Raw genomic sequence first — 12,893 nt, forward strand, 5'->3', positions numbered from 1 at the left:
CAAAACAACATCCCAGAAACGCACGAGGTGTATGACATCTTGAAGATCGACTTCGACGTCTGCGCAATGGGACTCGAGGATTATTTTACAAAAAGAACCAACAGTTGAAGACGTTCATCTCAAGAGGAGGGTCCGGATGAGACGAGCAGCAGTTGTCATGACGGCCTTAGCCTTTGTCCTATTGGCAGCCGGCTGCACTTGGCGGGAAGAACCGCAGCCGCAAACCGGAAAGCATACGGCACAACCTTCTTCTGCTTCCGGCTTCAAGGCGGAAGTGCTGGCAACAAATTTTGACGTACCATGGAACATTGCCAAACACGGAAACATTTTTTACATCAGCGAACGTCCGGGGAAAATCGTAAAAATCGATGAAAACGGAAAAACGGACGAAATGCCGCTCGACTTGACGAAAGATGTTGTCCAGACCGGCGAAAGCGGACTGCTCGGTTTCGTTCTTTCTCCCAATTTCGAAGCTTCTCGAACCGCGTATATTTATCATACCTACGAAGAGACCGGCAAACTTTTCAACCGCATCGTGAAGATCAAATGGACGGGCGGCAAGTGGACCGAGACAGATGTCTTGCTTGATCACATTCCCGGCGGACCGATCCATAACGGCGGACGGTTGGAAATCGGGCCGGACGGCAAGTTGTATGCAACAACGGGCGATGCATCCGACGAAGAAAACGCCCAGGATCGCGACAGCTTGTCCGGTAAAATTTTACGCATGAACACGGACGGCTCAATCCCGAAAACGAACCCGTTCCCCGGTTCTTATGTTTATTCGTACGGCCACCGAAATCCGCAAGGATTGGCATGGAGCGAAGACGGAGAAATGTTCGAAGCCGAACACGGTCCGTCCGCCCACGATGAAATTAATTTGATTGAACCGGGTAAAAATTACGGCTGGCCGGTCATTCGCGGCGACGAAACAAAAGAAGGCATGGTTTCACCGCTGTTCCAGTCGGGATCCGTTACGTGGGCGCCTTCCGGGTTGGCTTATAAAGACGGGGCGTTGTACATCGCCGGACTCCGCGGCGAACAAATTCGCCAATTCGACCTGCACGATCATTCCTCAAAGGCCGTGTTTCAAGGCGCCGGCCGCCTGCGCGACATCCTCATCGAAGGCGACGCGGCGTACGTCATTACTAACAATACGGACGGCCGCGGAACCCCTGGCCCGCATGATGACCGTTTGTTAAAAATCGATTTGCCTTGATGAACGGCTTCGATCCTTAAATTGATCGAAGCCGTTTGCCCCTCTCAACTCTCCGGCCAGCCGCCCCAAACGTGGGACAAATGTCCGTCCGGATCTTTGACCGTGAAGTTGTATCCGCCGCCCTCTTTGAAGGTCATCGGGCCGACCGGAACATTTTGGGCTTTCAATGATTCGTAAAAGCTTTCGATGTTGTCGACCGTAAACTGAATGACTGCCTTGACCTCCCCGAACGAATCGCGGAACGTCAAATCGGGAATTGTTTCGGATTGAATGAGCCCGAGGGCAATGTTGTTTTCGAATTTCAGGAACGCCGCCCGGTCTTCCGGATTGTAAGGAAATGAGCAAGTCATTCCCAAAACATTTTTATAAAATTCAGCCGAACGTTCCGGATCCTTCACCGGGATTTGAATATAAGCTATTTCAAAAGGCATTGTTTCAGACATGAACTCTCACTCCATTTCGATGTGGCTGCTTCCGTTTTCTTCGAATAAATGAGCAAATCGTGATCGATGTTGCAAGCGCTGAGCAGATTTCCGTCAGGATCCTTGAAACAGAACCCTCCATGCCATCGGGTAAGCTTCAAACCTCCACTTCAAGCAGACACGGCATTGAGTTTGTTGCCGTCACAATCCTCAAAAGTAAAGCATCTGAAAGTAGAATCCAACGAATCGTAAATGTCCGTCGTTTCGACTCCATTTGCCTTCAACGTTTCATGCAGCCGATCGATTTCAGACGTTCGAAAGTTAAAAGTGATTTCGGTTAGGAAGTCATTTTCGGGAAAAGCCAGAGGCTTGTGATTTTTAACTTGAACCAAGCATAATCCAATGTCGTTTCCCGTATTCATGCCTGCCGATTTGTTTTCATCATCCTTGAAACGCAGGTTCAAGCCGAGCATCGTTGAGTACCATTCGATCGAACGGTCAAGATCGCTGACCGGCAAAAAAACGTCAGAAACCCCTTGAATCATTGATTCCTTCATGGTTCCATCCCTCCTGTCACGCCTCTGTATGCTTAGATGTCTTCAACCCTCACTCTGTGTTCTTTCACATGTGAGTTCCTGACACACCATCAAAACATTGCCTGCCGGATCTTTAAAGGAAAAGAACGCAACATCGTCATACCGCTGAATTTCTTTGAATATCTCGACGTCGTTCTCCTTCAAATACAGATAAGCTTGATCAACATCATCGGTGTCAAGCATCAATAAAATTTTATAGTCGTCGCCCTGCAAAAACCGGTTGCTGTCGAGAAGCAATTCAGCCCCGCCTTCGGTTTTCAAATTGCGCACCGGACCATCGCCGAGCAGTTCGGCATCCGTGCCAAAAAGGTTGCTGTACCACTCTGCGGCGTTTTCCATGTCAGTGACATTGACGAAAACGGCTTTGATCCGGTTTTTGATCGGACTTCGACGGTTTTCGTCGACGGGTATCGGCTCACCTTGATAATCGCTTTCGGTAACCATGAACACATTGCCGTCAAGATCGCGGAAACGGAAAAACTTCAAACCTTGATGCGGATTTTCACGTTCCGTCACCATTTTCGCCCCCAGGTTTTTCACATGTTCGTAAGCCGCATCAATATCTCTCGTCAAAAACATGCATGAATGTTGTTTGCTTTCATCCCAGTCCAGGTCTTGCTTGTTCACGCTGTTGTCATCAAGGATCATGCCGGTCCCGCCTTCAAGCTCCATCCAGTATATCGGGCCGCCGTTCAAGCGTTCCTCCAGCAATGGAAGTCCAAGCATCATACTGTAAAAAGCTGCTGATTTCCTTAAATCTTTAACATGAAGGAATGTCGTACCGATGTACGGCCGGACAGGACTTTTTTGCGTTTGTTCCAATTGATCTCCCCCTTACTCCGGAAAAGTGACCGCACCGATTTCATTGCCGTCGGGATCGTAAAATTCGAAGAACCTCATCCCGTCGTCTTCGTGAATTTCCGTTACTTCAACCTCTCTTTCTTTTAAAAAGTTGTGGAATCCGTCGACATCCTCGGTGAAGAAATTAAAAGTCATATGCCCGGGTTTCTCCATTTTTTCCGCTTTATAAATACAAAGACCGGTTTGATAAGGATGGTGATCCCTGAACCTGAACCCGACATATTTGCCGTCTGAACTGCGGAAGGTGACTTTAAACGGCAGCAATTCCAAATACCATTTCTCCGATTTTTTCAGGTTCGTGACAGGTACGAACACCGTGTCGATTCGTTTCACAAAAGACACTGTTGACCCCTCCTTAATATCGTTTTCACCCTAACAACGATCAAAGAAACGAAAAAGATACGGTTCTTTTAAAAATTTTTTCAAAAAAAATTACGCGGAGGCGACGACCGAAAAAACATTGCCGTCCGGGTCCTGAAACTGGAAGGTGAGTGTCCGGCCATGAGCAACTCTCTGGATGGCAATGCCCTGTTCTTGCAAGGAGTGGTAAACATGGATGACTTCTGACGGATCAAAACGTTGAAACGCTTTCAAAAATAGATCAATAAGCTCCGCGGCGCTTTTCGACTTCAACCGTTTTTGTGCTTTCTCCTCTTGATTTTTGACACGACGCAACGCAGCTCTCGCCCGGTGCAAGGCGGCTTTCAGTGCGCCTTCCGTTGTCCCAAGCATGTCCGCGGCGTCTAGTGCGGAAAAACCAAACACATCGATTAATAAAACAATCGCGACTTGGCGCGGAGGCAAGCGATGCACGAGCGATTCGACGGCTTCAATCGCCTCAAACTCGGACTCCGTCCCGCTTTCTGCATTTTTTTCTTCCTCATATGTATCTACCGGTCTTTTATTTTTTCGGCAATGATCGATCCAAGTGTTGGTAGCGATTCGAAACAAGTAGGCTTTCGGCGCGGGGTGTTCTTTCAGAGAAGTTTTCGCGTTGAAGGCTTTGAACAACGTATCCTGCATGAGATCTTCCCCATCCCAGGGCGTTCCGGCGACCATGCGGCAATATTTCGACAACTCCGGGTGCAGCGAGGCGATCAACGATTCGTTTTCCACACGATTTTCATTTGTCAAAACAACGACACCTCATTTATTTGTTCGTACTTTTCAGTATCTCATATAGCAATTATAGCATATAATTTTCCAGAAAAAGGAACGCCCCTCGGAAGGGAACCGCTCCTCCTTCGTTGTTTTCACAATGCGGCAATCATTGTAAAACGCGATTAGAAATACCGTTTTTGCATGTCACGGATCAGCCGCTCCGGATCGCCGTAAACTTGCCGTAAGCCGTACCCGATATAGAGCGGCGTCGTGGCGTAACGGGGAACAATTTTTATAAAAAATTTCCCGAGCCAATGGTAGAAAAACAAGTTGTAGCTCGAACAGCCGCGGCCGTTGAAATGATTCAAGACGTAATGCACCGTTTGCTGAACATACGCTGCTGCTTGCTCGATTTGCTTAAGATCACTGAAAATGACGTTAAATTCCGTAAACCCAATCATCGGTTTCTTGGAAAGGTTCAACTGCACGCCGTTCGATGAGTGAATGTCATGTCCCTCAAAATATTCTTCTGCCAAATTGTCTCGATAATCGACAGTTTTCAAGCCGATAATTTGCATGTGCGGATGGCGGATCGATCCTCCCGACAACGGTCCTTGATTTTTAAAGAACAGTACCGATTCGTACGTTCCTTGATGCTCCATTTCCAGCCATTTTTCCATCCCAAACCGGAACACTTTACATAAATGCGCCAACGAATAGCGAGTCAAATCGGTTTCACACTCATCCGTTTCGATCAACACCGTTTGAAACGCATCTTGCAACACCGGATATTTATTTTTTACGAGTCTTATGCCGTCCACGCGAGCATCCAAGATTTCCGACAACTTCTCCGGGCTGCAAAACGGACAAGCACTGTCTCTTCCCTGCAAAACATTATTCGGTTTCGCGCGAGCCATTTCCGTATTAAAACGAAGAATCGTATCGGTTTTCATCGGTTCACCATACTCCTGTTCGTACATTCGATTGCCCCAATTATAGCACATAAGAAAACGGCGATTCCCCTTTGGAAATCGCCGCTTTCGCTATTTCACCACGGTCACCGTTTCATTGTGCCTGCCCCACTGCAGTGCATCGGTTCGGTCATCGAAATACAGATCGATTTCCTTCCCGTTGATCGCCGAACCGGTGTCCACCGCTCGTGCTGCTCCGTAACCGGGCACCTTCACCGTTGAGCCGAGCGGAATGACCATCGGATCGACCGCCGCCACTTTCGCGTCGGGATATTTGTTCAAATCGACGCCTGTCGTCGTCATCCCTGAACACCCCGGGCAATCGGCCGTGTATGCGGTACTTTCCACTGACATGCTTACGCTGTCGTCATTCCCGTCGTTGACCGGATTCCCGGCTCTGCTATGCAACGCGTCCAATGTATGCGGTCCGGCAATGCCGTCGACGAGCAAGCCTGTTGCGCTTTGGAACCTTTCAACCGCAGCCTTCGTAATCGACCCGAAATAGCCTGTCACCGTGTAATGATAATACCCGAGTTCCTTCAGCTGCTCTTGCAAATTTTTTACCGAAGCACCGTTCATGCCGCGCACGAGCCACTTCAACGCATGAAGCGTATGCGGACCGGCAATCCCGTCGACCTTCAAACCGTGGTCGCGCTGGAAATTTTTCACCGCCTGTTCTGTGATCGGACCGTAATAGCCCGTCGATTTCGGATAATGAAAATAGCGGTTGCTTTGCAGCAAATTTTGCAGCATCTTCACGTCCTTGCCGCTCGTCCCTTCGTACATCAGCCTGTCCCCGAAAGCCGCGTGCGAGACGGCCGGAACGATCAGCATAACCGCAATTGCAACGAATAATGCAGAAACCAGCTTCTTCATCTTTTCCCTCCTCATACAACAGGAGGTTCGACGGGGTTCTGGCGTTTGCGACAGGGACTTTCGGTGCAATCTCTTCCTTTTCGGCCGCAAAGAAGATTTCCTCAAACGATGGCTGGGTTTGCTCCAATCAACCGGCTTTTCGCTCCAATCAGCCGGCTTTTCGCTCCAATCGACCCGCTTTTCGCTCCAATCAACCGGCTTTTCGCTCCAATCAACCCGAAATTCTGTGGATAACTCACGAAACGACCGCCCTGGTTGCCGCCAAAAGAAAAAAACACCCTCAATTGGGGTGTTTCAACAAAAAAGCATCAACTGATCGTGACTTCGTCACATAAATAGACGTCCTGTATCGCATTCAACAGCTTCACACCTTCGGCCATCGGCCGCTGGAACGCTTTCCTTCCGGAAATCAGTCCCATTCCGCCGGCGCGCTTATTAATGACCGCCGTTTTCACGGCGTCGGCGAAATCGTTATCCCCGGAGGCGCCGCCGGAATTAATCAAGCCGATCCGCCCCATATAGCCGTTGGCTACTTGGTAACGCGTCAAGTCAATCGGATGATCCGTCGCGAGCTCCGTGTACATCCGCTCGTCGAACTTCCCGTAACTGCCGTCTTGATTCAACGCCTTGTAACCGCCATTCACCGTTGGCAGCTTTTGCTTAATAATATCCGCTTCGATCGTCACGCCAAGATGGTTCGCCTGGCTCGTCAGGTCGGCCGCCGTATGGTAGTCGGTGCCGTCCTTTTTAAAGCCGGGATTTCGTAAATAACACCAGAGAATCGTGAACATGCCGAGCTCATGCGCATACTGAAACGCTTCGCTTACCTCTTGAATTTGCCGGTTGGATTCCTCCGAGCCGAAATAAATCGTCGCACCAACCCCGGCAGCCCCCATTTCCCAACATTGCTTAATGTCACTGAACATGATTTGATCGTAACTGTTCGGATAAGTGAGCAGCTCGTTATGATTGATTTTCACGATAAAAGGAATTTTGTGCGCATACTTCCGCGAGACCGCACCGAGCCCGCCGTATGTAGAGGCAACCGCGTTACAACCTCCTTCGATCGCAAGCTTCACGATGTTTTCCGGATCAAAATAGGCAGGATTTTTCGCAAAAGACGCGCCGGCCGAATGTTCAATGCCTTGATCGACAGGTAAAATGGACAAATAACCCGTATTTGATAGTCTGCCATGACCGTACATCGTTTGTAAGTTTCGTAAAACTTGATTGTTGCGGTCCGTCTGGGAAAACACTTCGTCCAAGTAATCCGGCGATGGCAAAATCAACTGCTCTTTCGCGATGGTCTTGCTTTCATACGAGAGCAAATCTTCCGCTTCATTTCCGAGATACTCCTGAATTTTGTCAATCAAAACAATCACCTCGTTATTTTTATGATGTCATCCATTCCTTCACTCGAACGCCTCGTCTCCCTTTCCTTTTCCCTTCCTTCATGGAAAGCAAAACAACCGTGAAAACAATGAAAGTTCCCCCGACGAGCTGTACAGCGCCGAAAGAAACGCCAAGCCAAAGAATCGCCGAAATCGTTGCCACCAGCGGTTCCGCACAGGCAAGCAAACTCGTTTCCATTGGTAAAATGTAATGCAAGCTTTCAAGATAGAGAAAAAACGCGAGCAGCGTCCCAAACACAATCACGAACAAAACGGCGCCGACCGATGAAAGCGTCCACTGTTGTCCGGCGAGGTGCCACGGCGGAGCAACAAAACTCATGAAAAACCCGCCGATGAACATGCCCCAGCCGACAACGAGACCTGAACCCCACTCTTGTAAAAGTTTCCCGGGAAACAATGTGTAAAATCCTAAGGCAGCCGCGGAGGTGAGTCCCCATGCAACCGCAGCCGGTGAAACTTGCAAGTTTTGCGGCATCCCGTTGGTCAGCAACAAATACGTACCGAACAAGGCGAGCAAAACCGCTGTCCATTCTTTCGGTTTGGGCAATTTCTTCAAACGCAAACAAACATAAACGAGCAGGAGTGCCGGTCCGAGATATTGCAATAACGTCGCTGTCGCTGCGTTACTCGCTGCGATCGCCGCAAAGTAAGTATATTGAACCGCCAGCATCCCGAAAACCCCAAACAAAAGCAACGAAACCGGCCGTCTTCGCCAAATGGTAAAAATATTCGTCTTTCGCGCTTGCAAAACGAGCAGGATCAGTCCCGAGGCAAGCAAACGAACGGTCACGAGCCACGCCGGTTGAAAATTCCCCGCCGTAAACAAATGCTGCGCAACCGTCCCCGACAACCCCCAAAACGATGCAGCGAGCAGCACCATGACAAACCCTCTCACTTTTCGGCTATTTTTCATCAACGTGTTCTCTCCAAACCTGTTTTTGATTTTCATTGTAGCATGCGAAAGAAAAAAGCGGGAGGTCGTCTCCCGCTTTAATCATCCGCTTTCTTTTGTTTTCCGCCGGGCAGTCTTCCCGCCTTTTTCGCCGCTTCCCGCAACAGAAATTCCAAATGCCCGTTGACACTGCGAAACTCGTCGGATGCCCATCTTTGCAACACTTCGTACAAATCAGGATCGATCCGAAGCGGGAAATTCTTTTTCTTTGCCATCGGAATCCCTCATTTAATACAAGCTTCCCGTGTTGATGACCGGCTGCGTCCCTTTATCCGACACGATTGCCACCATGAGATTGTTCACCATGTTCACTTTTCGCTCTTCATCAAGCTCGACGACATGGTCTTCCTCCAACTGTTGAATCGCCATTTGCGCCATTCCCACCGCACCTTCAACGATTTTGCGGCGCGCCGACACAATAGCTGCAGCTTGCTGCCGTTGCAGCATCGCTTGCGCCACTTCCGTCGAATACGCCAAATGCGTCAACCGGGCTTCAATGATATGAACGCCCGCAACATCCAACCGCTCCTGCAACTCAATCTCCAGTTCTCTTGAAACTTCCGAGGCGTTGCCGCGAAGCGTCAACGGTTCATCCTCGAACGTATCATACGGATACCGCGATGCAATGTGGCGAATCGCCGTCTCGCTTTGAATCTCTACAAATTTTTCATAACTGTCGACATCAAATGTGGCTTTCGCGGAATTGACGACTTTAAACACGATGACCGCCGCGATTTCAATCGGATTCCCTTGAACGTCGTTCACTTTCAACCGTTGACTGTTGAAGTTGCGGGCACGCAGCGTCACCGTCTTGCGAAGCGACAGCGGCAAAGTTAGAAACAATCCGCTTTCTCGAATACTCCCTTTGTAATCACCGAAAAAGATGACCACGACGGACTGGTTCGGCTGCACGATGGTGAGCCCGCTAGCCATTACCCCCGCAACGACAATGAATAATATTCCCAATACAGCAGCATGGCTAACGAAACCCAACCCCGCGATTAAAAGCGACAATACAATGAGAGAAACACCGATAAATCCGTTCATCCGCCATGCCTTGACCTCTTTCATGGCCCATACCTCCTGTGTAAAAACAATATTTATTTTATATCATTATGATATCACTTTTTGATAAAAATGGAATCCTTTTTTTGTGTTTTTTATTCGCTTGAGACGGGAAGTGGACGAATAAGGAGGGTTTGCGATGGCAAAAAACGTACTTATGGTCGTAACCAACCATCAAAAAATCGACGAAGATCGGAACACCGGGTTATGGCTCGAAGAATTCGCCGTTCCACATGAAGTGTTTACGAAACGAGGATACGGGGTGACTGTTGCAAGTCCGAGCGGAGGCGAGGTTCCCATTGACCCGAACAGCGCATCCGACGATTGGCCGAAAGCAGAAAAGCTTTTGGAAGATACGATAAAATTGGATGCTGTGGACCCGTCCGAATTTGAGGCAGTATTTCTGCCGGGCGGTCACGGAACGATGTTTGATTTTCCTGAGAATGATCCGTTAAGAAGCTTGCTTGCGGATTATTACGAGCATGGTAAAATTGTTGCCGCCGTATGCCACGGTCCCGCAGGTTTGACCGAGGTGAAATGGTCTGACGGCACGCCGCTCGTGTCCGGAAAGACCGTCACGGCGTTTACCAATGAAGAAGAAAGCGGAACCGGGTTAGAAGATGCGATGCCGTTTCTGCTCGAATCGCGCTTACGCGATCAAGGCGCGAACTTCGTAGGCGGCGAGAAATTTGCCGATCACGTCGAGCGCGACGGCAATCTTATTACCGGCCAAAACCCGCCTTCCAGCAAAAGCACCGCTATTGCCGTCGCTGAAGCTTTGGAGGCATAAAAAATAGCACCCCTTTAGGGTGCTATTTACCCGGACTCCCCGGGTGATTGTTTGTTTGCATACACAACCACCTCCTTTGAGGTTTAAAGATTCGACGCCCGCGTCGAATCTCCTTCTTTTTTATTTAAAATGTTTCATGGGAATCAATCACTAAATAATAGCGGCATTCACCTGAACCGTTGTTGATGAAACGGTGAGTAACGTTCGCATCAAAAACGATGGAATCTCCTTCGTTCAATTCATACCCTCCAGCAGCCAATTCCACTCTCAGTTTCCCTTTTTCAACGGTGATATATTCCTTTACTCCTTTGGCATGCGCTGGAAAAACACCGCTTTCTTTGCCTTCAGGAATTTTATTTAAGATGAACTCGATTTCATCGGACGGCGTCAACAAGTGCCTTTCAAAACCTGATTCTTCATCCCGATAAACGAACCGCTCTTCTTTTTTGACAATCGTTACTTCGCGATCGCCCTGCTCTTCAAGCAGCTGCGAAATCGTCGTGCCTAACCCTTCAGCCACTTGAGCGGCCACGTGAATCGTCGGATTTTTTTCGCCGCGCTCAATTTTTGAAAGCATCGAGCGGCTAACGCCGCTTTTTACACTTAAATCCTCAAGCGACAACCCTTTCGCCTTTCTCATTTTCCGAACATTTTCATGAAATTCCATTATGGGACTCCTTATATCCACTATAGGGGATTTTTATCTTGATTTTTTGTAGATATTATTCCACTATAGTATACAACGCAAACGAATAACTGTCACCATAAGGAGGTTTCATATGCTCGCTTTGCTTCCATTGATTGCAATATTCGTGTTTCTGTTCTTGTTGAAACAATCTCCTGTACGTACGGGAATTTTCACTTATTGTCTCGCGATCGGAATCGTTGTCTTCTCATCCGCTTACGCACTTCCTGTAACCGGAATCATGCACGCGACCGTCAAAGGCGCACTTTTCACACTCATCGTTGCTTACGTTGTCTTCTTTGGCGTACTTTTGTTTGAAATCATGGAACGATCGGGAAATCTCCGCAAATTGGCTGAAATTCTTACCGCATCGAGTCAAAGCAAAATGACGCAAATGATCATTTTAGTGACCGGCATTTCTCCGCTGATCGAATCGACGAGCGGTTTTGGAACGGCATTTCTCGTCGTTGCCCCGATCTTATCTGCACTTGGATTCAGCAAATCGAAAGCTGCGATGCTCGGTTTAGTCAGCTTAATGGCCGTTCCGTGGGGAGCATTAGCGACAGGAACGTTCATCGGAGCGAAACTCGGGCATCTCCCATTGGAACGACTTGGCGTTGGGAGCGCCTTGTTAAGCCTTCCTGTTTTCGTCTATTTTTTAACAGTCGCCGTTTGGATTGCTGGCGGCAGGCAAGCCGTGAACCAACATTGGCAGAAAATCGCGTTGTTTTCTGTTATTTTTGGCGGATCGATCGTCTTTTTTAATAGATACGTGAGTGTTGAACTTGCCGGTGCATTGAGCGCGCTAATCACAACATGCCTAGGACTATTCTTTTTAAAGGCAAACCGTTCTCTTTTACAGGTGATGAGTCCGTATTTCTTTCTGACAGGTACAATTGTGTGCACGAGGCTTTTTGATCCAATAAAAAAGTTTCTTCAATCGTATGCTGCAATTCATTTGCCGAATTATGATTTTGCCTTTGCGCCGTTGTATGCACCTGGATTCTGGTTGTTTCTGACGTGCGCGGGCTCGATAGTGTTTTTTAAACTGAACCGGAAGGATATGCGAGCAGCAGTCATCGCTTCTTTTCAAAAATGGCGGCCGTTCACGATTGCGACAATCGCTTTCGTTTCAATGGCTGAAGTAATGACTGCTGCAGGAATGACCCGTTCTATTGCTGAGGCAACTGCAACGCTTTTCGGTCCAGCATATTTACTCGTTGCTCCTTTTGTCGCTGGGTTAGGCGGGTTTTTGACGGCAAGCAACACGAGTGCCAACGCCATTTTCATGCCGTTTCAAGTGCAAACAGCCAAGCATGTACACATACCGCCGGAATTACTCGCTTCTGTTCAAAATACCGGAGCGTCTCATGCAACGATGTCGTCACCTTCTCGTATTTTATTGGCCCAGTCCGTGTGCGGACTCGAATCGTCTTCCAATCACTTGCTTCTTAGAATGATTGGGATCACGGCAGGTGCATTAATTTTGATCGCTGCTTCCGCCGCTTGTTGGTTTTGGGTCTTGTGAATCTCATCCCTCGCTTAAATAAGCAAACACTTATATAATGAAATGCAGGTTGAATGAACGGGGGGAATGAGCTTGGAGGCAACTATCGAAGGAACTGCCGCTTTGATGAAACTGCTCGGGGATAAAACAAGGCTTGCGATGGTCGCGCTGTTCGCCGAAGAGGAGTGCTGTGTGTGCGAACTCGTTGAAATCTTTAGCATGAGCCAACCGGCTGTCAGCCAGCATTTGCGTAAACTCAGGGATGCTGGTCTTGTTCAAGAACGGCGCAACAAGCATTGGAATTTCTATTCCTTGAACCGCGAGCATCCAATGTTTCCGGTTGTCGACGCGCTGCTTGCTCATGTGCCTGACCAAAATGAACGATTGAATCAACTGAAAGCCGCACGCTTGCGGATTTCTTGCTGCGATTAGGAGG

The 12,893-nt window shown here is 48.6% G+C and carries 17 protein-coding genes; 4 read left to right on the top strand and 13 right to left on the bottom strand.

The window, feature by feature from the left end; genetic code table 11:
- Window positions 1-136: 136 nt before the first annotated feature.
- Window positions 137-1,219, top strand: a complete 1,083-nt coding sequence (locus VFK44_03475) for a PQQ-dependent sugar dehydrogenase (protein HET7627429.1) — start codon at window positions 137-139, stop codon at window positions 1,217-1,219.
- A 44-nt stretch (window positions 1,220-1,263) separates the two neighbouring features.
- Here the strand turns inward: VFK44_03475 and VFK44_03480 are convergent, their stop codons facing one another.
- The 12 genes from VFK44_03480 to VFK44_03535 form a co-directional block, all read right to left on the bottom strand.
- Complete coding sequence (locus VFK44_03480) at window positions 1,264-1,662, bottom strand: VOC family protein (protein HET7627430.1); 399 nt, start codon at window positions 1,660-1,662, stop codon at window positions 1,264-1,266.
- Window positions 1,663-1,811: 149 nt separating this feature from the next.
- Complete coding sequence (locus VFK44_03485) at window positions 1,812-2,198, bottom strand: VOC family protein (protein ID HET7627431.1); 387 nt, start codon at window positions 2,196-2,198, stop codon at window positions 1,812-1,814.
- Window positions 2,199-2,240: 42 nt separating this feature from the next.
- Window positions 2,241-3,059: a VOC family protein gene (locus VFK44_03490; GenBank protein ID HET7627432.1), complete on the bottom strand. Its 819-nt coding sequence runs from the start codon at window positions 3,057-3,059 to the stop codon at window positions 2,241-2,243.
- A 12-nt stretch (window positions 3,060-3,071) separates the two neighbouring features.
- Complete coding sequence (locus VFK44_03495; protein ID HET7627433.1) at window positions 3,072-3,440, bottom strand: VOC family protein; 369 nt, start codon at window positions 3,438-3,440, stop codon at window positions 3,072-3,074.
- Between the two features lie 90 nt (window positions 3,441-3,530).
- Complete coding sequence (locus tag VFK44_03500; GenBank protein HET7627434.1) at window positions 3,531-4,232, bottom strand: RNA polymerase sigma factor; 702 nt, start codon at window positions 4,230-4,232, stop codon at window positions 3,531-3,533.
- Between the two features lie 149 nt (window positions 4,233-4,381).
- Window positions 4,382-5,179: a DUF4931 domain-containing protein gene (locus VFK44_03505; GenBank protein ID HET7627435.1), complete on the bottom strand. Its 798-nt coding sequence runs from the start codon at window positions 5,177-5,179 to the stop codon at window positions 4,382-4,384.
- A 63-nt stretch (window positions 5,180-5,242) separates the two neighbouring features.
- The gene (locus VFK44_03510; protein ID HET7627436.1) at window positions 5,243-6,046 is read right to left on the bottom strand and encodes a peptidoglycan-binding protein; all 804 of its coding nucleotides are present in this window, start codon (window positions 6,044-6,046) and stop codon (window positions 5,243-5,245) included.
- Window positions 6,047-6,147: 101 nt separating this feature from the next.
- Window positions 6,148-6,285, bottom strand: a complete 138-nt coding sequence (locus VFK44_03515; protein HET7627437.1) for a hypothetical protein — start codon at window positions 6,283-6,285, stop codon at window positions 6,148-6,150.
- Window positions 6,286-6,354: 69 nt separating this feature from the next.
- Window positions 6,355-7,428 carry a class I fructose-bisphosphate aldolase gene (locus VFK44_03520; GenBank protein ID HET7627438.1) on the bottom strand — a complete coding sequence of 358 codons (1,074 nt, stop codon included), beginning with the start codon at window positions 7,426-7,428 and terminating at the stop codon, window positions 6,355-6,357.
- 10 nt (window positions 7,429-7,438) lie between these two features.
- Complete coding sequence (locus VFK44_03525; protein HET7627439.1) at window positions 7,439-8,371, bottom strand: EamA family transporter; 933 nt, start codon at window positions 8,369-8,371, stop codon at window positions 7,439-7,441.
- A gap of 77 nt (window positions 8,372-8,448) precedes the next feature.
- Entirely contained in the window at window positions 8,449-8,625 is a 177-nt protein-coding gene (locus VFK44_03530) for a toxin-antitoxin system HicB family antitoxin (GenBank protein ID HET7627440.1), read from the bottom strand.
- Between the two features lie 13 nt (window positions 8,626-8,638).
- Complete coding sequence (locus VFK44_03535) at window positions 8,639-9,481, bottom strand: SPFH domain-containing protein (protein ID HET7627441.1); 843 nt, start codon at window positions 9,479-9,481, stop codon at window positions 8,639-8,641.
- 133 nt (window positions 9,482-9,614) lie between these two features.
- Here VFK44_03535 and VFK44_03540 point away from each other — a divergent pair, with 133 nt between their 5' ends.
- Window positions 9,615-10,265: a type 1 glutamine amidotransferase domain-containing protein gene (locus tag VFK44_03540; protein ID HET7627442.1), complete on the top strand. Its 651-nt coding sequence runs from the start codon at window positions 9,615-9,617 to the stop codon at window positions 10,263-10,265.
- Window positions 10,266-10,389: 124 nt separating this feature from the next.
- Here VFK44_03540 and VFK44_03545 read toward each other — a convergent pair whose 3' ends face one another.
- Window positions 10,390-10,932, bottom strand: a complete 543-nt coding sequence (locus tag VFK44_03545) for an XRE family transcriptional regulator (GenBank protein HET7627443.1) — start codon at window positions 10,930-10,932, stop codon at window positions 10,390-10,392.
- Between the two features lie 112 nt (window positions 10,933-11,044).
- Between VFK44_03545 and VFK44_03550 the strand changes: the two genes are divergently transcribed.
- The gene (locus VFK44_03550; protein HET7627444.1) at window positions 11,045-12,478 is read left to right on the top strand and encodes an L-lactate permease; all 1,434 of its coding nucleotides are present in this window, start codon (window positions 11,045-11,047) and stop codon (window positions 12,476-12,478) included.
- 66 nt (window positions 12,479-12,544) lie between these two features.
- Window positions 12,545-12,889, top strand: coding sequence for a metalloregulator ArsR/SmtB family transcription factor (locus VFK44_03555; GenBank protein ID HET7627445.1), 345 nt, complete (start codon window positions 12,545-12,547; stop codon window positions 12,887-12,889).
- The last annotated feature ends 4 nt before the right edge of the window (window positions 12,890-12,893 follow it).

The organism is Bacillales bacterium (genome assembly GCA_035700025.1).
Classification (GTDB): domain Bacteria; phylum Bacillota; class Bacilli; order Bacillales; family DASSOY01; genus DASSOY01.

Coding starts and splice junctions, on each gene's coding strand:
- VFK44_03475 (HET7627429.1), top strand. CDS start 137: ATGAGACGAGCAGCAGTTGTCATGACGGCCTTAGCCTTTGTCCTATTG.
- VFK44_03480 (HET7627430.1), bottom strand. CDS start 1,662: ATGTCTGAAACAATGCCTTTTGAAATAGCTTATATTCAAATCCCGGTG.
- VFK44_03485 (HET7627431.1), bottom strand. CDS start 2,198: ATGAAGGAATCAATGATTCAAGGGGTTTCTGACGTTTTTTTGCCGGTC.
- VFK44_03505 (HET7627435.1), bottom strand. CDS start 5,179: ATGTACGAACAGGAGTATGGTGAACCGATGAAAACCGATACGATTCTT.
- VFK44_03510 (HET7627436.1), bottom strand. CDS start 6,046: ATGAAGAAGCTGGTTTCTGCATTATTCGTTGCAATTGCGGTTATGCTG.
- VFK44_03525 (HET7627439.1), bottom strand. CDS start 8,371: ATGAAAAATAGCCGAAAAGTGAGAGGGTTTGTCATGGTGCTGCTCGCT.
- VFK44_03530 (HET7627440.1), bottom strand. CDS start 8,625: ATGGCAAAGAAAAAGAATTTCCCGCTTCGGATCGATCCTGATTTGTAC.
- VFK44_03535 (HET7627441.1), bottom strand. CDS start 9,481: ATGAAAGAGGTCAAGGCATGGCGGATGAACGGATTTATCGGTGTTTCT.
- VFK44_03540 (HET7627442.1), top strand. CDS start 9,615: ATGGCAAAAAACGTACTTATGGTCGTAACCAACCATCAAAAAATCGAC.
- VFK44_03545 (HET7627443.1), bottom strand. CDS start 10,932: ATGGAATTTCATGAAAATGTTCGGAAAATGAGAAAGGCGAAAGGGTTG.
- VFK44_03550 (HET7627444.1), top strand. CDS start 11,045: ATGCTCGCTTTGCTTCCATTGATTGCAATATTCGTGTTTCTGTTCTTG.
- VFK44_03555 (HET7627445.1), top strand. CDS start 12,545: ATGAGCTTGGAGGCAACTATCGAAGGAACTGCCGCTTTGATGAAACTG.